The sequence below is a fragment of the Nocardioides luti genome (assembly GCF_014212315.1).
GTDB lineage: Bacteria > Actinomycetota > Actinomycetes > Propionibacteriales > Nocardioidaceae > Nocardioides > Nocardioides luti.
This window is the reverse complement of sequence record NZ_JACKXE010000001.1, coordinates 263,611-283,500: the sequence shown is the minus strand read 5'-3', so window position 1 is coordinate 283,500 and position 19,890 is coordinate 263,611. Positions and strand designations below refer to the sequence as shown.

Here is a 19,890-nt window from a genome sequence, read left to right as displayed (position 1 = left end):
CTCAGGCCTCGATGACCTCGGGGTCGGTGCCCGCCGCCGCCGACGCGAGGGCGTCGAAGCGGGCGGGTGGCTCGCGCCACGGGTCGCGGTGCGGGTCGGCGATCGCCTGCCACACGCGCTCGGGGGTGCACGGCAGGTCGACGTGCCGCACGCCCAGGTGCGCGAGCGCGTCGACGACCGCGTTCTGCACCGCGGGCGTGGAGCCGACCGTGGCCGACTCCCCGATGCCCTTGGCCCCGAGCGGGTTCGCCGGCGTCGGCGTCTCGGTGCTGGAGACCTCCAGCGTGATCGTGTCCGCGGCCGTCGGCATGGCGTAGTCGGCGAACGACGACGTGAGCGGGGTGCCCCTCTCGTCGTAGACCATCTCCTCCCACAGCGCCTGGCTGATGCCCTGGACCGCACCGCCGTGCTGCTGCCCGGCCACCAGGAGCGGGTTCAGGATGCGTCCGCAGTCGTCGACGGCGACGTGGCGCAGCGGGCGGACCCGGCCCGTCTCGGTGTCCACCTCGACGATCGCCACGTGCGCACCGAACGGGAAGGTCGCGCCGTCCTGCGTGAAGTCGGTGTCGGAGTCCAGCTCCAGGTCGTGCTCGCGCGCGTGCGCGACCACCGCGGTCCAGGGGAGGGCGTCCCCGGGCACGCCGGCGACGCGGAAGCCCGCCTCGTCGAGCTCGACGTCGCCCGGGTCGGCCTCGAGCAGCTGCGCGGCGATCGCGACCGCGCGGTCGTGCACCTCGTCGGCCGCCTGGCGCACGGCGTTCCCGCCGAGCTGGAGGGAGCGCGAGCCGCCGGTGCCCCCGCCGGTCCGCACGGCCTGCGTGTCGGACTGGCGGTAGGTGATCCTCTCGAGCGGGATGCCGAGCCGGTCGCTGACCAGCATCGAGAACGACGTCGCGTGGCCCTGCCCGTGGGCCGAGGTCCCGGCCATCACCGTCGCCGAGCCGTCCTCGTGCAGGTGGACCGAGCCGTACTCCGAGCCGCCGAAGCCGGTGATCTCGACGTACGTCGCGATGCCGATGCCCAGCTGACGCACCTCACCCGCGTCGCGACGACGCTGCTGCTCGGCCCGGGCGGCGTCGACGTCGGCGATGCGGAGCGCCTCGTCCAGCGCGGCGACGTACTCCCCGTTGTCGTAGGTCGCACCGGTGCTCGTCGCGTAGGGGAACGCGTCCGGTGCGATCAGGTTCCGCCGGCGGATCTCCTCGGGCGGCAGCCCCAGCTCGCGTGCCGCGACGTCCAGGATGCGCTCCAGGGCGGCGGCGGCCTCCGGTCGGCCGGCGCCGCGGAAGGCTCCGACGGGAGCCGTGTTGGTCATCACCGCGACGGCGTCGAAGCGCAGCTCCGGGATCTCGTAGGGCCCCTGGGCCATGAGGTAGGTCGGCCCGACGGCCAGCGCCCCGCCGAAGCCGGCATAGGCGCCGCACTCGCCGAGCACCCGGAGCCGCAGGCCGGTGATCGTGCCGTCGTCGGTGACGCCGAGCTCGGCGTACTGCACCTGGCCGCGGCCCTGCATCGAGAGCATTGCCTCGCTGCGCGTCTCGGCCCAGGCGACGGGGCGGCCGAGGGCGATCGCGGCCAGCGCGACGGCGCCGTGGTCCGGGCCGACACCGGCCTTGCCGCCGAAGGCGCCGCCCACGTGCGGGGCGACGACGCGGACGGCCTCCACGTCGATCCCGGTGGCCCGCGCCAGGAGGTCGCGGGACATGTGCGGCTGCTGGGTGGAGACGTGGACGGTCAGCGAGCCGTCGCCGGGCTCGACCAGGATCGCGTTCGGCTCGATCGGCGCCACCGCGATGCGCTGGTTGACCAGGCGCGCCCGGACCACCCGGTCGGCACCGGCGAAGGGGTCCGAGCGGTCCCCGTCGTACCGCGCCGTCGCGACGTTGGAGCCGACCTCCTCGAACTGCAGCGGTGCCTCCGCGGCGAGCGCCGACTCGACGTCGGCCACGACCGCCAGCTCGTCGTAGTCGACGTCGACGAGCTCGGCGGCGTCGACGGCCTGCGCGCGGGTCTCGGCGACGACCAGGGCCACGGGATCGCCGACGTAGCGCACCGTGCCGACGGCGAGCGCGGCGCGCCCGCACGCGGCGTTGACCTCGGCGAACGACGGCAGGGGAGCGGTGCCGAGCTCGGCAGAGGTGAAGACGCCGAGGACGCCCGGTGCCGCGGCGGCCACGGTCGTGTCGACGCCGCTGATCCGGGCGTGCGCCACGGGGCTGCGCACGAAGACCGCGTGGGCCAGGCCCTCGACCCGGTGGTTGTCGACGAACGTGCCCCGGCCCACGAGCAGCTCGTGGTCCTCGACGCGGCGGACCTGTGTTCCCAGCAAGGATCCCGGCATGGGGCGAGCATAGGAGCGGTCCGGGAGTGGGCCCAGGAGCGGAGCCCTGCTGCGGGCCACGGAACGCGGCCCGGCCGGGTTAGGCGGACCTTACTTGAAGGGCGTCGACCATTAACGGCACACTGATGTTGTGGAATTCACCGACCAGGCCCCCGAGGGCCACGACCAGCCGACGCGCCAGCGCGTGGTGGAGTCGATCCTGGTCAACGGTCCCTCCACCGCGGCCGGGCTCGCCGAGCGTCTCGACCTGACGCCCGCCGCCGTTCGCCGCCACCTCGACCAGCTGCTCGACGACGGCACCCTCGAGGCGCGCGAGCCGCGCCACCAGGTGTCGCGCGGACGCGGTCGCCCCGCCAAGCTCTTCGCCCTCACCGAGGCGGGGCGCGACGGGTTCGACCAGCAGTACGACGACCTCGCCGTCCAGGCGCTGCGCTTCCTCGACGAGACCGGGGGCGAGGCAGCGGTCCGCGAGTTCGCCAACCGCCGCGTCTCGTTCATCGAGGACCGCTTCCCCGCGGTGGCCGAGGAGCACCCCCAGCTCAGCCCCGTGGAGGTGCTGGCCCGCGTGTTCACCGCCGAGGGCTACGCCGCCGCGGTCCGCGACCTGCCGATGGGGGAGCAGCTGTGCCAGCAGCACTGCCCCGTCTCGCACGTCGCCCACGAGTTCCCCCAGCTGTGCGAGGCGGAGACCGAGGCCATCGGCCGCGTGCTCGGCCGCCACGTGCAGCGCCTGGCCACGATCGCCCACGGCGACGGGGTCTGCACCACGTGCATCCCTGACCAACCCCGACGGGCCTCGACCGGCCCGACCACCGCACCGACGAAGGAGCAGGTCTCATGACCACGATCGACGAGCGCAACCCCGAGCTCGAGGGCATCGGGCGCTACGACTTCGGCTGGAGCGACTCCGACGTCGCCGGTGCGACCGCAAAGCGCGGTCTGAGCGAGGAGGTCGTCCGCGACATCTCCGCGAAGAAGAGCGAGCCGCAGTGGATGCTCGACCTGCGCCTGAAGGGCCTCAAGCTCTTCCACCGCAAGCCCATGCCCACGTGGGGCTCGGACCTGTCGACGATCGACTTCGACAACATCAAGTACTTCGTCCGGTCCAGCGAGAAGCAGGCCGCGACCTGGGACGACCTCCCCGAGGACATCAAGAACACCTACGACAAGCTCGGCATCCCGGAGGCGGAGAAGCAGCGCCTCGTCTCGGGCGTCGCCGCGCAGTACGAGTCCGAGGTCGTCTACCACTCGATCCGCGAGGACCTCGAGGCGCAGGGCGTGCTCTTCCTCGACACCGACACGGCGCTGAAGGAGCAGCCGGAGCTCTTCAAGGAGTACTTCGGCACCGTCATCCCCGTCGGCGACAACAAGTTCTCCGCGCTCAACACCTCGGTGTGGTCGGGCGGCTCGTTCATCTACGTCCCCAAGGGTGTGCACGTCGACATCCCGCTGCAGGCCTACTTCCGGATCAACACCGAGAACATGGGCCAGTTCGAGCGGACGCTGATCATCGTCGACGAGGACGCCTACGTGCACTACGTCGAGGGCTGCACCGCGCCGATCTACTCGTCCGACTCGCTGCACTCCGCGGTCGTCGAGATCATCGTGAAGAAGGGCGGCCGCTGCCGCTACACGACCATCCAGAACTGGTCGAACAACGTCTACAACCTCGTGACCAAGCGCGCGACCTGCGAGGCCGGCGCCACGATGGAGTGGGTCGACGGCAACATCGGCTCCAAGGTCACGATGAAGTACCCCGCGGTCTACCTCATGGGTGAGCACGCCCGGGGCGAGACGCTGTCGATCGCCTTCGCGGGCGAGGGCCAGCACCAGGACGCCGGCGCCAAGATGGTGCACGCCGCCCCGAACACCTCGTCCTCGATCCTGTCGAAGTCGGTGGCCCGCGGCGGTGGCCGGACGTCGTACCGCGGCCTGATCCAGATCAACGAGGGCGCGCACGGCTCGAAGTCCAACGTGCTCTGCGACGCGCTCCTGGTCGACCAGATCAGCCGCTCGGACACCTACCCCTACGTCGACATCCGTGAGGATGACGTGTCCATGGGCCACGAGGCGAGCGTCTCCAAGGTCTCCGACGACCAGCTCTTCTACCTCATGTCGCGCGGCATGGAGCAGGACGAGGCGATGGCGATGATCGTCCGCGGCTTCATCGAGCCGATCGCCAAGGAGCTCCCCATGGAGTACGCCCTCGAGCTGAACCGCCTCATCGAGCTCCAGATGGAGGGCGCGGTCGGCTGATCGCCGTCCTGCCCCCTCCGTTGGTCGAGACCCCCCGAACCAGAAAGCACCTTCTGTGACCCTGACTGACAACCCGGTCGCCGACGCGATCGAGACCGCCGCACCCGGCACGGTGCTGTCGCACCTGCACCCGGCGGGCTCGTTCGACGTCGCCGACCACGAGCTGCCGACCGGCCGCGAGGAGATCTGGCGGTTCACGCCGCTCAAGCGGCTCCGTGGGCTGCACGCGGACGCGACCTTCCAGCCCAGCGCGACCTCCTGCACCTGGAACACCCCCGAGAGTGTCCGGGTCGAGGGTGTCGACGGCGACGAGGCGCGCGCCCTGCGCGGCGTGAGCGGCCTCGTGCCCAACACGCGCTTCACCGCCCGCGTGCTCGCCGAGGTCCCCTCGACGCTGCTCGTCGACGTGCCGGCCGACCTCCAGGTGAGCGAGCCCGTCGTGGTCGACCTCGCCGGCGAGGACGCCACCGTGACCGAGGCCGGCCACGTGGTGCTGCGCTTCGGTCGGCACAGCCAGGCGGTCGTGGTGCTCAACCACACCGGTCACTCCTCGATGGTCCAGGTCGTCGAGGTCGTGGTCGGCGAGGGCGCCCAAGTCTCGGTGATCTCGTTGCAGGACTGGGCCGACGACTCGGTCCACCTGACGCACCACCAGGCCACCGTCGGCCGCGACGCGTCGTACAAGCACGTCGCGATCAGCTTCGGCGGCGACCTGGTCCGGATGGACAGCAACGTCGCGTACGACGGCCCCGGCGGTGCCGCCGAGCTGCTCGGCCTCTACTTCGCCGACGCCGGCCAGCACATCGAGCACCGCCTCTTCGCCGACCACACCGCGCCCCGCACCAAGAGCAACGTCGTCTACAAGGGCGCGCTGCAGGGCCAGGGCGCGCACACCGTGTGGGTGGGCAACGTCCTGATCCGCAAGGTCGCCGAGGGCATCGAGACCTACGAGGAGAACCGCAACCTGGTGCTCACCGACGGCTGCCAGGCCGACTCGGTGCCCAACCTCGAGATCGAGACCGGCGAGATCGAGGGCGCGGGCCACGCGTCCGCGACCGGCCGCTTCGACGACGAGCAGCTGTTCTACCTCCGCGCCCGCGGCATCGACGAGGCCGAGGCCCGTCGCCTCGTCGTGCACGGCTTCTTCAACGACCTGATCCGCAAGATCGGGGTCCCGTCGCTGCAGGAGAAGCTGATGGACACCGTGGAGCAGGAGCTCGCCAAGAACGTCCTGCGGGACACCCTCTGATGGGCTTCGAGCGCGTCTGCGCCGCCGAGGACGTCCCGGCCGACGAGGGCCTGGGTGTCACCGTGGGGGACACCGACGTGGTCGTCGCCCGCGACGGCGACGAGTTCCACGCCCTGCAGAACCTCTGCTCGCACGCCGCCGTCGCACTGAGCGAGGGCGAGGTCGAGGACTGCCAGATCGAGTGCTGGCTGCACGGCTCGCGCTTCGACCTGCGCACCGGCAAGCCCACCGGGCTGCCGGCGACCGAGCCGGTCGCCGTCTTCGCCGTCGACGTACGCCCCGACGGGGTCTACGTCGACACCTCCTCGACGCTCAACGGCGTCCACCCGAGCTGACCAGACTTTTCACGGAAGAGAGAGACAACAGATGAGCACGCTGGAGATCAAGGACCTGCACGTCACGGTCGACACCGAGGACGGCGCCAAGGAGATCCTCAAGGGCGTCACCCTCACCATCGGCGACGGCGAGACCCACGCGATCATGGGGCCGAACGGCTCGGGCAAGTCGACGCTGGCCTACTCGATCGCCGGCCACCCGAAGTACACCGTCACGGGCGGCACCGTCACCCTCGACGGCGAGGACGTCCTGTCCATGTCGGTCGACGAGCGGGCCCGCGCGGGGCTGTTCCTCGCGATGCAGTACCCCGTCGAGGTGCCCGGCGTCTCGGTGTCGAACTTCCTCCGCACCGCCAAGACCGCGATCGACGGCGAGTCGCCGAAGCTCCGCACCTGGGTCAAGGACGTCAACGCCACGCTCGAGAAGCTCAACCTCGACCCGACCTTCGCGCAGCGCTCGGTCAACGAGGGCTTCTCCGGCGGCGAGAAGAAGCGCCACGAGATCGCCCAGCTCGAGCTGCTGAACCCCAAGGTCGCCGTGCTCGACGAGACCGACTCCGGTCTCGACATCGACGCGCTGAAGATCGTCTCGGAGGGCGTCAACCGGTTCCGCGAGCAGGAGGGCAAGGGCGTCCTGCTGATCACGCACTACACCCGCATCCTGCGCTACATCGAGCCCGACTTCGTGCACGTCTTCGTCGACGGCAGGATCGCCGAGCAGGGTGGCCCCGAGCTGGCCGACCAGCTTGAGGCCGAGGGCTACGACAAGTACGTCTCGGCGGTGCGATAAGCGGCACTGAGCTGCGTTGTCGTCGCTCGACGGCCCGCTTCGCTCACAGGCCGCCTTCGCTCCTCCGCCTTGCACAGCACCACTTCTCGCACCGCCGAGCACCAGCCGAGAAAGGAACCCGCGATGATCGAGGGACTACTCCCTGAACTGGACGTCATCCGCAAGGACTTCCCGATCCTCGAGCGCACGCTCGCGGGCGGGTTCCCGCTGGTCTACCTCGACAGCGCGAACACCTCGCAGAAGCCGCAGGTCGTGATCGACACGATGGTCGACCACCTCGAGCGGCACAACGCGAACGTCGCGCGCGCGATGCACCAGCTGGGTGCCGAGTCGTCCGAGGCGTTCGAGGCGGCGCGCGACAAGGTCGCCGCCTTCATCCATGCCCCGAGCCGCGACGAGGTGATCTTCACCAAGAACGCCTCCGAGGCGCTCAACCTGGTCGCCAACACGCTGGCCTGGGCGCGCGGTCCGCTCGAGATCGGGGAGGGCGACGAGGTCGTCATCACCGAGATGGAGCACCACTCCAACATCGTGCCGTGGCAGCTGCTCACCGAGCGCAAGGGCGCCACCCTGCGCTGGTTCGGGCTCACCGACGACGGCCGCCTCGACCTGTCGAACATCGACGAGCTGATCACCGAGCGGACCAAGGTCGTGTCGCTGACCTGGGTCTCGAACATGCTCGGGACCATCAACCCGGTCGCCGAGATCGCGGCCCGGGCGCACGCCGTGGGCGCCATCGTCGTCGTCGACGCGTCCCAGGCGGCCCCGCAGCTGCCCGTCGACGTCGTCGCCAGCGGTGCCGACCTGCTGGCCTTCACCGGCCACAAGGTCGTCGGCCCGACCGGCATCGGCGTGCTGTGGGGCCGGCGCGAGGTCCTCGACCAGCTGCCGCCGTTCCTCGGTGGCGGCGAGATGATCGAGACCGTGGCGATGGAGCGCTCGACGTACGCCGGCATCCCGCACAAGTTCGAGGCCGGCACCCCGCCGATCGTCGAGGCCGTCGGCCTCGGCGCCGCGGTGGACTACCTCGGCCACATCGGGATGGACGCGATCCACGCCCACGAGCAGGCGATCACGGCGTACGCCCTCGAGGGCCTCGCGACGGTGCCCGGCCTGACGGTCCTCGGCCCGCTGGACGCGACGCTGCGCGGCGGGGCGATCTCCTTCGAGATCGACGACGTGCACCCTCACGACGTCGCCCAGGTCCTCGACTCCCGCGGCGTCGCCGTGCGGGCCGGCCACCACTGCGCCAAGCCGGCGCACAAGCGCTTCGGCGTGCAGAGCTCGACCCGGATGTCGTCGTACCTCTACACGACGCCGGGCGAGATCGACGCCCTGGTCGAGGCGCTGGAATACACCCGCTCCTACTTCAAGTTGAGTTGAGAGATGAGCCAGGAACTCGATGCGCTGTACCAGGAGATCATCCTGGACCACTACAAGAACCCCCACCACAAGGGACTGCGCGACCCCTTCGAGGCGGAGGTCCACCACGTCAACCCCACCTGCGGTGACGAGGTCACGCTGCGCGTGCACCTCGTCGACGGCCGGGTCGAGGACGTGTCCTACGACAGCGTCGGCTGCTCGATCTCGCAGGCCTCGGCCTCCGTGCTCACCGACCTCGTGATCGGCAAGCCGGTCGACGAGGCGATGGCGATCCACGAGTCGTTCCTGACCCTGATGCAGGGCAAGGGCACCGTCGAGCCCGACGAGGACGTCCTCGAGGACGGCATCGCGTTCGCCGGCGTCGCCAAGTTCCCCGCGCGCGTGAAGTGCGCACTACTGTCGTGGATGGCCTGGAAGGACGCCACCCTCGCGGTGGCCCAGCCCGTCGCGACCCTGAAGGAGACCTCATGACCGAGCAGTCCGCCCCCGTCACCACCGACGGCACCGTCGACCACGGTGACGACCTGCCCGACGTCCCCGAGGCGTCCGGCACCACGATGACCGTCACGAAGGACGACGTCACCGAGGCGATGAAGGACGTCGTCGACCCCGAGCTCGGCATCAACGTCGTCGACCTCGGCCTCGTCTACGACGTCCACCTCGACGAGGGCCACAACGTGGTCATCGACATGACGCTGACGTCGGCCGCGTGCCCGCTGACCGACGTGATCCAGGACCAGACCAACTCGGCGCTCGAGGGCATCGTCAACGACGTCGCCATCAACTGGGTCTGGATGCCGCCGTGGGGCCCCGACAAGATCACGCCCGACGGCCGCGAGCAGCTGCGCGCCCTCGGCTTCAACGTCTGATCCCGTGGAGCACTCGGCGCTCGAGGCCTTCTGGGAGCTGGCCCGCTTCCACGCCCGGCTGAACAGCGCGCCGGGCTACTTCGGCCCGACGGCGCTGGAGACCCTGCCGCCGCCGGCCTGGTCCTTCGGGGCCGAGCCGGCCCAGGCCGACGAGCTGCTGGCCCTGGTGCTGTCCGGGGCCAAGACCGCGACCGCCGGCGCCCTGTGGGACTACGAGAACGACGGCGACCCCGTGCCCGAGCCGGGCAACCTGAGCATCCTGCTGGACGGAGCCGGCCACCCGCGCGCGCTGATCGAGGCGACCGACGTGCGGGTCGTCCCGTTCGACGAGGTCGACGCGGAGCACGCCCGCCTCGAGGGTGAGGGCGACGGCTCGCTCGCGCACTGGCGCGACGCCCACGAGCGCTTCTTCGCCGCCGTCGCCACCGACGAGCGCGGCTTCCAGCCCGACATGCCGGTGGTGCTCGAGCGCTTCCGGGTGGTCTACCAGGAAGCCTGAGCGTGCCCGCGGTCCTGGTGCCCGCCGCCCGGCTGGAGCGGTGGGTGGTCAACTTCGAGGACCGGCACGGCGCGACCACCCTGTCGCTCACCTCCGGCGCTCTCGCCGGGCTGGCCTCCGACGGGTCGACCTTCGTCGCCCGGCTGCCCTTCGAGACGTCGTACGACGGCTCGGCCGCGGCCGGGTCCTTCGCAGCCGCCGCCGTCCCGCCCCCTGCCTGGGGCGTGCTGCTGGTCCGCAAGGGCGGCTTCGCCGTCGCCCGGGTGGCCGGCGAGAAGGTCGTCGAGTCCAAGGTCGGCCAGCGTCACGTCCAGGGCCGCACGAAGGCCGGCGGCCAGTCCCAGCAGCGCTTCGCCCGGCGCCGCGACAACCAGGCGCGGCAGGCCTACGAGGCGGCCGCCGACCACGCCGCCCGGATCCTCGGCGAGCTCGCGGGCCCCGTCGTCTGCGGGGGCGACCACACGGCCGTCGACGAGGTGCTCGCCGACCCCCGCCTGCGGCGACTGGCCCGGACCGAGCCCTGGCTGCCGGTCCCGGACCCTCGTCGAGGGGTGCTCGACCAGGCGGTGCGGGACGCCTGCGCCGTGGCCGTCGACGTCACCAACGCCTGAGCCCCGCGGAGCCCGCGCCTGCGCGCCGCGCGTCACCTGCCCGCCGTACGCCTCCTCATCGGCTAGCGTCCGAGGCATGTGGCAGCCCGAACCGGGATGGCATCTCCTGACGGGGAGCACCGGCTCGTCGACGGTGGGCGTCTGGCGTACGGCGCTCGGTGACACTCCCGTTGCCGTGAAACGGCTCGCGGCGCCGGCTGAGCACGATCCGCCCGAGCTCAGCGACCCGCGTGGTTTCGCCTACTGGCGTCGCGGTGCCGACGTCGAGATCGCCGGCGTGGTGGCGCACACCCCGGGGCTGCGATCGGCGGGGCCGACCGCCGTCGACGAGGACGTCGAGGGCATCACGCTGACGCAGGTCTGGGTCGAGGACGCCGCCAACAGCGGCCTCTTCATCGCCCGGTCCCTCGGACGCTTCGCGGGGGCCGACCTCGCGCCCGCCCCGTGGCTGGCCCGCGACCAGCTGCGCGACCGGCTGGACCGGGTCGAGCGGCGGGGCGGCTGGCGGACCCTGGCGAGGACCACCGTGGCCGACGTCGCCGACCACCTCTGGAACCGGCGCACCTTCTGGCTGGACGCCCTCGACGAGCTCGCGCAGGTGCCCCAGCACGGCGACCCCGTGCCGGCCAACCTGCCCGGGCGGGAGGGAGACGACGTCGTCGCCGTGGACTGGTCGACGCTCGGGCACGGCCCGGTGGGTGCCGACCTCGGCTACTACTCGCTGACCGCGCGGGAGGAGCTCGAGCCGCTGCTCGACGCCTACCTGATCGGGCTGCCCGAGGGCATCGCCACCCGCGACGACGTCGCGCTGGGCGCCCGGGTCGCGGCCGTCTTCACCGCCCTCAGCCGGGCGGAGTGGGCGCTGGCCCGCGTGGCCGGGGGAGAGGGTGCGCTCGCGGGGAAGTACCGCCACCCCTCGGTCGCCCCGCACCTGCGTGCGTTGCAGCGGCAGTTCCCCCACATCGAGGCGCTGCTCGACCAGTGAGGGTCAGGCCGGCGCGGCCGGCAGGTCGACCCAGAACACCGAGCCCTCGCCTGCGACGGACTCGACGCCCATCATCCCGCCGTCGCGCTCGGCCAGCGACCGCGACAGCGAGAGCCCCAGGCCGGTGCCCTTGGTCTCGGGGCCGGCGAAGCGCACGAACGGCTTGAAGACGTCGAGCTGCTGGTCGAGGGTGAGGCCCGGGCCGCTGTCGCGCACGCTGATCCGCACGCGGTGCTCGCCGAACTCGTCGCGGGTGCGCGAGGTGGTCACGTCGACCGTCCCGCCGGGGGTGTTGTAGGCGATGGCGTTGCCGACCAGGTTGGTGAGGATCTGCCGCAGCCCGGACGGGGTCGTCAGCACCCGCGTGTCGGGGGCGATGTCGGCGGTCACCGTGATCCGCGCGCTGGTGGCCGGCGTGCGCAGCCAGTGCACGACGTCGCTCACGGCGTCGGCGATCTCGACCCACTGGCTCTCGACGCCGCCGCCGAGGTCCTGCCCGGTGTTGAGCAGGTCGTCGACGACCGCGAGCAGCTGCTCCCCGGCGCTGAGGACCACGTCGGCGTCCCGGGCGACCTCGCCCGCGAAGGGCGCGGCGGCCCCGTCGGCGGCGGCGTGGTCGCGCGCGTCGGCGCCGAGCATCTCGGCCGTGCCCACGATGGCGGCGATGGGGGTGCGGAGCTCGTGGCCGATCGCGGAGAAGAACTGCTGCTGGCTGGCCCGGGCCTGGTCGCCCCGCCGGATCGCGTCGGCGAGCGACTCCTGGGCGCGGACCGCGGCCATCCGGGAGGCCAGCGCCGCGCGGAGCAGGCCGACGTCCGCGACGTACGCGCTCGGCCACTCGCCCGGGGTCTCCCGGGTCATCGCCATGCTGCCGAACATCACCTCGTCGACGACCATCGCGCTGGTGACCAGGGCCCGGACGCCGCAGGTGGCGAGCTCGCGGCGGTCCTGCTGCGCCTCGGGGGGAAGCGCCTCGGCGTCGGGGACGACGACGATGCCGCGGCGGGCGCGTGGCGAGACCCAGGGCATCGACAGCGCCTGCTCGGCGCCGGCGTCCTCGCGCGGGGCGATCGAGGCGGTGGTCCCGGGTCGGCTCCACTCGCGCAGCCAGGCGCGCTGGCCCAGGTGCACCCAACCGCTGCCCGCGGCGGGCTGGACCTGGATGAGGGACACCGTCAGGAGGTCGACGCCGGGGTAGGACGAGAGCAGCCGCCCCACCCGCTCGACCGCCTCGGTCACGCTCCCCTCGCCGCGCAGGATCGACACGGCCAGCTCCCCGGCCTCCGGGGTCGAGTTGGACGGTTGGCCGCGAGGCGTGTCGACCGTCAGGGCGGGGGCGTCGGTCACACAGGAAATGATACGCAGCGAGGGGGGTGGGGGTGCGTCATTGCGGGAGTTGGACCACGGGCTGGTGGGGGCAGGTCCCCAGCCCGACGACCGAGGGGGTCGGGGCGAGGCCCCGGCTGGCGTCGATGCCGGGCGCGTCCTGCGGCAGCAGGTCCAGCGCGGCGGCCCACCGGACCAGGTCCGCGAGCAACGCCAGGCCCAGGCTGCGGCCCGGGCACGCATGGGCACCCACGCCGAAGGGCAACCAGGCGCCGGGGCGCGCCCCGTCGACCCGCCAGCGCTCCGGCTCGAACACATCGAGGTCGGCCTGCCCCTGCTCCGGCCCCGGGCAGACCTCCGGCAGGCGGCCCAGGGCGAAGGGGCTCACGATCAGCGGCGTGTAGGCGCTGACCGGTGTCGTGCCGATGACGACGTCCTCGGTGGCGATCCGGGGGAGCAGCCAGCTGGGGGGATACAGGCGCAGCGTCTCCCAGACCACGTCCTCGGCGGTGGCCGGCTGGTCCCGCAACCGTCGGAGCACCTCGGGGTGGCTGGCCAGCTGGGTCAGGCACCAGGCCCCGGCCGCGATGGGGACCTGGATGCCGGCGGCCAGGGCGGCCGCCGTACCGCGCGGGGCCTCGCATCCCGCGGCGCCGAGGCGCTCCACGAGCCGGTCGCTCACGGCCACCTCGGCGCGGGCCACCCGGGACCAGCGGCGTGGCGGCCGGCGCGCGCTGATGATGGGGGCGAGCGAGTCGATCCAGCCGAGGACCAGGTCGCCGATCTCCGCCTGGGCGTCCGGGGCGGCCTCGGGGACGAGCGCGGCGGTGGTGGCGCGGGCGACCGGCACGCGCAGCAGCTGCATCGTGTCCACCTCCGGCGGGTGGGGTACGACGGCGGCGAGCTCGGCCGCGAACACCCGACGGCCCTCGGCGACCGCGGCGGGTGACAGCGGCCGGGTGACCTTGTGGCCCGGGTCGCCGCGCAACCGTCGGCGGCTGACGTCGAAGGGCAGCACGAACTGCTCGCCCCGGGTCAGCGTCAGGCGCGCGTCGCGCACCGTGGGGACGAGCGTGGGCTGGTCAGGCCCGAGCGGGACGGGTTCGGGGGACCCCACGGCACGCAGAACGGCGCCGAGCAGACCCGAAGGTCTGCCGGCGCCGTCCGTGCTGCTCGTGCCAGTCAGAGACTGGGACGCCACGAGTAGGCGGCACTGATGGTGCGGCCTGCGCGGGCGATGGCACGCTGGTGCATGAACTTCTTCAGCATGGAGGTGTTCCCTTCCCTAGATACTCCCTGGGCAGCAGGGTACCCGTTCCACCGACGTTTGCACGTGGTATAGACAGATCCGCTCGACCACCTCGCCGGAGGTCCTTCAGCGGGTCCGCTGGACCTCGTCGATGAGGTCCGAGAGCTGCTGGATCCGTACGGGTTTCGGCAGCACCAGCGTCACCCCCAGCTCGTTGAGCATCGGTCGCTCGGCGTGGGCGGAGGCGCTCAGCACCGCGACCGTGAGGCCGTCGGCGTGCTCGGGGTGCGCGTGCAGCCAGCGCACCACGTCGACCCCGGTCAGCCGGGGCATCGAGAGGTCGAGCAGCAGCAGGTCGTAGTGCCGGGCCGCGAGCGCGTCCACGGCCTCCTGGCCGTCCTCGGCCTCGTCGACCTCACCGTGGCCGAGCTTGGTGAGCATCCGCGCCGTCAACGTGCGCACCGGTTCGAAGTCCTCGGCGACGAGGACCCGCAGGGGTGCTGGGGGCGATGCCCCAGAGGACCCCCCGTGGGTCGAGTCGTCGTGGACGTCGCTGTTACTCACGTGACTGACGGTACCGCCTGGACGACCCGCTCGTGCCTGAAGTACGGCACTCGGGCAGACCCGTGGACACGCCCCCCCGCGAACGGGTCAGAGCGCGTTCGGCGCGAAGGTGTCGCAGGCCTCGAGCGAGCCCTGGCTGAGGCCCTTCTTGAACCACGCGACCCGCTCGGCGGCCGACCCGTGCGTCCACTGCTCGGGGTTCACCTTGCCGCCGGTCTCCTCCTGGATCCGGTCGTCCCCGACCGCCGTGGCGGCGGCGATGGCCTGCTGGATGTCCTGGTCGGTGAGGTCCTGGATCAGGACCTGGCCGGAGGCGTCCTTCGTGGTCGTCGCGCCCTTGGTCCACATGCCGGCGTAGCAGTCGGCCTGCAGCTCGAGCCGGACCGAGTCGCTGGTCGGACCCTGCTGGGTCTTCACCTGGCTCATCGTGCCGAGGAGGTTCTGGATGTGGTGGCCGAACTCGTGCGCGAGGACGTAGGGCTCGACGAAGGCGCCGCTGGGGCCGTTGAGCTGCTTCTCGAGCACCGCGTCGTAGAACGTGGTGTCCAGGTAGATGAACTGGTCGCTCGGGCAGTAGAACGGCCCGACGTCGGAGGAGGCCTGCCCGCAGCCGGTGTCGATGGCGTCGGTGAAGGTCTCGACGCCCGCCTCGGGCCGGAACTTCGTGCTCGACTGGTCGGGCAGCGTGGCGGACCAGTAGTCCACCAGTGAGTTCTCCACCGCGACCCGGGCGCAGTCCGCGCTGTCGTTCGCGTCGGCGCCCGTCTTGCAGCCGGAGTAGCGGCCGGTGTCGGCCATCCGGCTGGTGTTCAGGGTGTCCGCCGCGGCGCCGCCGCCCCCGCCGCCGTTGTTGAGGCACTGCGTGAGCACCAGGAAGAGGATGACGATGATCACACCGCCGATGCCGCCGCCGGCCCGCATCCCGCCGGGGATCGGGATGGCGCCGCCGCCCCCGCCGCCTGAGCGTCGGCCGCGACCGGCGTCGCCGACCCGGCTGGTGTCGAGTCGGGCCTTCGGGTTGAAGCGCATGGGTACCCCTTCGCGATGCCGGGGGTTGGTCCCCGCCGCCCTAGACTAAGCGCCTCATGATCACCGCTCAGCACCTGGAAGTCCGCGTCGGCGCCCGACTTCTCATGGAGGACGTCACCTTCCGCGTGGCCGCCGGTGACAAGGTCGGCCTCGTCGGGCGCAACGGCGCCGGCAAGACCACCCTCACCAAGATCCTCGCCGGCGAGGCCCTGCCCGCCAGCGGCAAGGTGATGGCCACCGGCGACGTGGGCTACCTGCCGCAGGACCCGCGCATCGGAGACCCCGAGGTCCTGGCCCGCGACCGGATCCTCTCGGCGCGCAACCTCGACGACGTCGTACGCCGTCTCCGCACCGCCGAGATCGAGATGGGCAGCGACGACGACGAGGTCCGCGACCGGGCGATGCGCCGCTACAGCGCCGCGGACGCCGAGCTGCACGCCGGGGGCGGCTACGCCGCCGAGTCCGAGGCCGCCACCATCGCCAAGAGCCTGGGCATCGAGGAGCGGATCCTCGCGCAGCCGCTCAAGACGCTCTCGGGCGGCCAGCGTCGTCGGGTCGAGCTCGCGCGCATCCTCTTCTCCGGTGCCGAGACGCTGCTCCTCGACGAGCCCACCAACCACCTCGACGCGGACTCGATCGTCTGGCTGCGCGAGTTCCTCAAGGCGCACAAGGGCGGGCTGATCGTGATCAGCCACGACAACGACCTGCTCGAGACCACGGTCAACAAGGTGCTGCACCTCGACGCCAACCGCGGTCAGATCGACGTCTACAACATGGGCTGGAAGGCCTACCTGACCCAGCGCGAGACCGACGAGCGCCGCCGCAAGCGGGAGCGCCAGAACGCCGAGACCAAGGCCAAGACGCTCACCGACCAGGCGAACAAGATGCGGGCCAAGGCCAGCAAGGCCACGGCCGCCCAGTCCATGCTCAAGCGCGCCGAGAAGATGATGGCCGGGCTCGAGGGCGAGCGGCAGGCCGACAAGGTGGCGCGGATCAAGTTCCCCGCCCCGGCACCCTGCGGCAAGACGCCGCTCACCGCGGCCGAGCTCTCCAAGTCGTACGGCTCCCTCGAGGTCTTCACGGACGTCGACCTGGCCATCGACAAGGGCTCGCGGGTCGTGATCCTCGGGCTCAACGGCGCCGGCAAGACCACGATGCTGCGGATCCTCGCGGGCGTGGACCAGGCCGACACCGGCGAGGTCGTGCCCGGCCACGGGCTCAAGCTGGGCTACTACGCCCAGGAGCACGAGACCCTCGACACGAACCGCACGGTGCTGGAGAACATGCAGAGCGCCGCGCCGCAGCTGACCGACACCGAGGCCCGCAGCGTGCTCGGCTCCTTCCTCTTCTCCGGCGACGACGCGCAGAAGTCCGCCGGCGTGCTGTCCGGCGGCGAGAAGACCCGGCTCGCCCTCGCCTCGCTCGTCGTGTCGAGCGCGAACGTGCTGCTGCTCGACGAGCCCACCAACAACCTCGACCCCGCCTCCCGCGAGGAGGTGCTCGCCGCGATCCGCACCTACGAGGGCGCGATCATCCTGGTGACGCACGACGAGGGGGCCGTGCGTGCCCTCGAGCCGGACCGGGTGCTGCTGCTCCCGGACGGCGACGAGGACCTCTGGAACGAGGACTACGCCGACCTGGTCTCGCTGGCCTGAGCGAGGTGCTGGCCGGCGGACTGTCGGCGCACCTTCTTACACTTCGCCCATGACTCCTGAAGACCTCGCCGCCGTCGGCCTGCGCCTCGACCTCGTCGGTCCCGTCGCGACGATCACGCTCGACCGGCCCGAGGTCCGCAACGCGCAGACCCCGGCGATGTGGCGCGCACTGGCCGAGATCGGCGCCGGCCTCGGGGACGAGATCCGCGTCGTCGTCGTGCGCGGCGAGGGCACCACCTTCTCCGCAGGCCTCGACCGCGCCATGCTCGACCCCTCCGGCGCCGGGGACGGCGTCGAGACGGTGGCCGGGCTGCTGGCGCTGGGCGACGACGAGGTCTCCGCGACCATCGACGCCTACCAGCAGGGATTCACGTTCCTGCGGGACCCGCGCTTCGTGTCCGTCGCCGCCGTCCAGGGGTACGCCGTCGGCGCCGGCTTCCAGCTGGCGCTCAGCTGCGACCTGCGCGTGGTCGCCGACGACGCGCAGCTGTGCATGAAGGAGTCGGCGCTCGGGCTGGTGCCCGACCTGACGGGAACAAAGCCGCTGGTCGAGAGCGTTGGCTACGCCAGGGCGCTGGAGATCTGCGCGACCGCCCGCATGGTCGGGGCCGAGGAGGCCGTGGCCATCGGGCTCGCGCTGACCGCCGTCCCCGCCGCCGACCTCGACGCCACCGTCGCCGACCTGGTGGGGGCCCTCACCGCACCCCTTTCGGGCGTGGTGACCGAGACGAAGGCGCTGCTCCAGGGAGCGGCGCAGCGGGACCTGGAGGAGCAGCGTCGTCTGGAGCGAGAAGCCCAGACGAGGCGGTTCCGGGCGCTGGCCGAGCTGGCCCGCGCCACCGCGGCCCCGGAGTAGGAGACCAGCTTGTCGGGCATGCACGGAACGGGCGCCGCGTGGCGCCACCTGCGGACGGACCGCAGCCTCGTCAGCAACCGGGTGGACCGCGGCACCGTCCGCCGGGTCCTGGGCTTCGCCCGTCCGCACCGGCGGATCATCGCGTTCTTCCTGACCCTCACCGTGATCGACGCCGGCATGGTCGTCGTGACCCCGCTGCTCGTGCAGCGGATCGTCGACGACGGCATCTACCAGGGCGACACCGGCCTGATCACGCTGCTCGCGCTGGCGATGGCCGGCACCGCGGTGGTCAGCGGCCTGCTCACCGTGGGGGAGGGCTGGCTCTCCTCGCGGATCGGTGAGGGGCTCATCTACGACCTCCGGACCCAGGTCTTCGGGCACGTGCAGCGGCAGTCGCTCGCCTTCTTCACCCGCACCCAGACCGGTGCGCTGGTCTCCCGGCTCAACAACGACGTGATCGGCGCCCAGCGCGCCTTCACCTCCACGCTGTCCAGCACGGTCGCCAACACGATCTCGGTCGTGGTCGTCGGCATCGCGATGATGGTGCTGAGCTGGCAGGTCACGCTGCTGTGCCTGGCGATGTTTCCGATCCTGCTGCTGGTCTCCCGCGGCGTCAGCGCCCGGCTGGCCGGCCTGACCCGCGAGCAGATGGACGGCAACGCCGACCTCGGCAACATGATGACCGAGCGCTTCAACGTGGGCGGCGCCATGCTGCTCAAGCTGTTCGGCCGCCGCGGCGAGGAGGATTCCCTCTTCGGGACCAAGGCGGCCAAGGTCCGCGACCTGGGCATCCGGATCTCCCTGATCACGCGGGTGTTCGCCGCCGCGATGATGATGGTCCCGGCGCTCGCCACCGCGCTGGTCTACGGCGTCGGCGGTCACCTCGCCGTCAGCGGAGCGCTCACCGTCGGCACCGTGCTGGCGCTGGCCACCCTGCTGCTGCGCCTGCTGGGCCCGCTCCAGGGCCTCTCGAACGTGCGCATCGACGTGATGACCGCGCTGGTCAGCTTCGAGCGCGTCTTCGAGGTACTCGACCTGCCCTCCCTCATCCAGGAGAAGCCCGACGCCCGCGACCTGCCGGCGCACGCCTCCCGGCTGGAGTTCGACCACGTCGCGTTCACCTACCCCCAGGCCGACGACATCTCGCTGGCCTCGCTCGAGGCGGTGGCCCGCACCGAGTCCCGGCCCAGCGGTCCCGTCCTCACCGACATCTCCTTCGTCGCCGAGCCCGGCCGGATGGTCGCGCTCGTGGGTCCCTCGGGCGCCGGCAAGACGACCGTCACCAACCTGGTGGCCCGGCTCTACGACGTCGGCAGCGGCGCCGTCCGGGTCGGGGACGTCGACGTCCGCGACGTGACGCTGCAGTCGCTCGAGGACACCGTCGGGTACGTCACCCAGGACGCGCACATGTTCCACGACACGATCCGCGCCAACCTGCTCTACGCCCGGCCCGGGGCCAGCGACGAGCAGGTGTGGGCCTCGCTCGAGGCGGCGCAGATCGCGACCCTGGTGCGGTCGCTGCCCGACGGGCTCGACACGGTCGTCGGCGACCGCGGCTACCGCCTCTCCGGCGGCGAGCGCCAGCGCCTGGCGATCGCCCGGCTGCTGCTCAAGGCACCCGCGATCGTCGTGCTCGACGAGGCCACGGCGCACCTCGACAGCGAGTCGGAGGCGGCCGTGCAGCGGGCGCTCGACGCCGCGCTCGAGGGCCGGACCTCGCTGGTGATCGCCCACCGTCTCTCGACGGTGCGCAACGCCGACACCATCCTCGTCCTCGACGGCGGCACCATCGTGCAGTCCGGCACGCACACCGAGCTGCTCGCCCAGGGCGGGCTCTACGCCGACCTCTACCGCACGCAGTTCATCCAGGACGTCCCGGTCGCCTGAGGCCAC

General features: G+C 71.9%; 19 protein-coding genes. 14 read left to right on the top strand and 5 right to left on the bottom strand.

All coding sequences use genetic code 11. The features are described from left to right. Nucleotide 1: 1 nt before the first annotated feature. Nucleotides 2-2,341, bottom strand: a complete 2,340-nt coding sequence (locus H5V45_RS01295) for a xanthine dehydrogenase family protein molybdopterin-binding subunit (protein WP_185251266.1) — start codon at nt 2,339-2,341, stop codon at nt 2-4. A gap of 130 nt (nt 2,342-2,471) precedes the next feature. Between H5V45_RS01295 and H5V45_RS01290 the strand changes: the two genes are divergently transcribed. The 11 genes from H5V45_RS01290 to H5V45_RS01240 all read left to right on the top strand — a co-directional run bounded on the left by H5V45_RS01290 (nt 2,472) and on the right by H5V45_RS01240 (nt 11,318). Next, nucleotides 2,472-3,182 carry a helix-turn-helix domain-containing protein gene (locus H5V45_RS01290; protein WP_185251265.1) on the top strand — a complete coding sequence of 237 codons (711 nt, stop codon included), beginning with the start codon at nt 2,472-2,474 and terminating at the stop codon, nt 3,180-3,182. Beyond that, nucleotides 3,179-4,597 (top strand): Fe-S cluster assembly protein SufB, encoded by a 1,419-nt coding sequence (gene sufB, locus H5V45_RS01285; RefSeq protein ID WP_185251264.1) that lies wholly within the window; start codon nt 3,179-3,181, stop codon nt 4,595-4,597. The genes H5V45_RS01290 and sufB overlap by 4 nt, the downstream gene beginning before the upstream one ends. Before the next feature lie 55 nt (nt 4,598-4,652). Next, a complete protein-coding gene (gene sufD / locus H5V45_RS01280) occupies nt 4,653-5,846 on the top strand; it encodes a Fe-S cluster assembly protein SufD (RefSeq protein ID WP_185251263.1) in 1,194 nt (397 codons plus the stop codon). Then, entirely contained in the window at nt 5,846-6,181 is a 336-nt protein-coding gene (locus tag H5V45_RS01275; protein WP_185251262.1) for a non-heme iron oxygenase ferredoxin subunit, read from the top strand. The genes sufD and H5V45_RS01275 overlap by 1 nt, the downstream gene beginning before the upstream one ends. A 31-nt stretch (nt 6,182-6,212) precedes the next feature. Then, complete coding sequence (gene sufC / locus H5V45_RS01270; RefSeq protein ID WP_185251261.1) at nt 6,213-6,971, top strand: Fe-S cluster assembly ATPase SufC; 759 nt, start codon at nt 6,213-6,215, stop codon at nt 6,969-6,971. A 123-nt stretch (nt 6,972-7,094) separates the two neighbouring features. Next, nucleotides 7,095-8,354, top strand: coding sequence for a cysteine desulfurase (locus H5V45_RS01265; RefSeq protein ID WP_185251260.1), 1,260 nt, complete (start codon nt 7,095-7,097; stop codon nt 8,352-8,354). 3 nt (nt 8,355-8,357) lie between these two features. Further along, entirely contained in the window at nt 8,358-8,825 is a 468-nt protein-coding gene (gene sufU, locus H5V45_RS01260; RefSeq protein ID WP_185251259.1) for a Fe-S cluster assembly sulfur transfer protein SufU, read from the top strand. Nucleotides 8,826-8,911: 86 nt separating this feature from the next. Then, entirely contained in the window at nt 8,912-9,223 is a 312-nt protein-coding gene (locus H5V45_RS01255; protein WP_246415968.1) for a metal-sulfur cluster assembly factor, read from the top strand. 4 nt (nt 9,224-9,227) lie between these two features. After that, nucleotides 9,228-9,722 (top strand): ASCH domain-containing protein, encoded by a 495-nt coding sequence (locus H5V45_RS01250; protein WP_185251257.1) that lies wholly within the window; start codon nt 9,228-9,230, stop codon nt 9,720-9,722. 2 nt (nt 9,723-9,724) lie between these two features. Further along, entirely contained in the window at nt 9,725-10,333 is a 609-nt protein-coding gene (locus H5V45_RS01245) for an acVLRF1 family peptidyl-tRNA hydrolase (protein WP_185251256.1), read from the top strand. A gap of 175 nt (nt 10,334-10,508) precedes the next feature. Next, nucleotides 10,509-11,318 carry a protein kinase family protein gene (locus H5V45_RS01240; RefSeq protein WP_343061368.1) on the top strand — a complete coding sequence of 270 codons (810 nt, stop codon included), beginning with the start codon at nt 10,509-10,511 and terminating at the stop codon, nt 11,316-11,318. Between the two features lie 3 nt (nt 11,319-11,321). Here the strand turns inward: H5V45_RS01240 and H5V45_RS22515 are convergent, their stop codons facing one another. The 4 genes from H5V45_RS22515 to ypfJ form a co-directional block, all read right to left on the bottom strand. Further along, on the bottom strand, nt 11,322-12,665 hold the full coding sequence (locus tag H5V45_RS22515; protein ID WP_185251254.1) for an ATP-binding protein: 1,344 nt from the start codon (nt 12,663-12,665) through the stop codon (nt 11,322-11,324). Nucleotides 12,666-12,702: 37 nt separating this feature from the next. Beyond that, nucleotides 12,703-13,704 (bottom strand): cytochrome P450, encoded by a 1,002-nt coding sequence (locus tag H5V45_RS01230; protein WP_185251253.1) that lies wholly within the window; start codon nt 13,702-13,704, stop codon nt 12,703-12,705. A gap of 315 nt (nt 13,705-14,019) precedes the next feature. Next, nucleotides 14,020-14,457, bottom strand: coding sequence for a response regulator (locus tag H5V45_RS01225; RefSeq protein ID WP_185251252.1), 438 nt, complete (start codon nt 14,455-14,457; stop codon nt 14,020-14,022). A gap of 87 nt (nt 14,458-14,544) precedes the next feature. Further along, the gene (gene ypfJ / locus H5V45_RS01220; RefSeq protein ID WP_185251251.1) at nt 14,545-15,486 is read right to left on the bottom strand and encodes a KPN_02809 family neutral zinc metallopeptidase; all 942 of its coding nucleotides are present in this window, start codon (nt 15,484-15,486) and stop codon (nt 14,545-14,547) included. A gap of 56 nt (nt 15,487-15,542) precedes the next feature. Here ypfJ and abc-f point away from each other — a divergent pair, with 56 nt between their 5' ends. From abc-f to H5V45_RS01205, 3 genes are read left to right on the top strand one after another with little or no spacing between them, the layout of a single operon-like run. Then, entirely contained in the window at nt 15,543-17,141 is a 1,599-nt protein-coding gene (gene abc-f, locus H5V45_RS01215; protein ID WP_185251250.1) for a ribosomal protection-like ABC-F family protein, read from the top strand. Between the two features lie 49 nt (nt 17,142-17,190). After that, on the top strand, nt 17,191-17,997 hold the full coding sequence (locus H5V45_RS01210; protein WP_185251249.1) for an enoyl-CoA hydratase/isomerase family protein: 807 nt from the start codon (nt 17,191-17,193) through the stop codon (nt 17,995-17,997). Nucleotides 17,998-18,015: 18 nt separating this feature from the next. Further along, on the top strand, nt 18,016-19,884 hold the full coding sequence (locus H5V45_RS01205; RefSeq protein ID WP_185251248.1) for an ABC transporter ATP-binding protein: 1,869 nt from the start codon (nt 18,016-18,018) through the stop codon (nt 19,882-19,884). Nucleotides 19,885-19,890 lie beyond the last annotated feature (6 nt).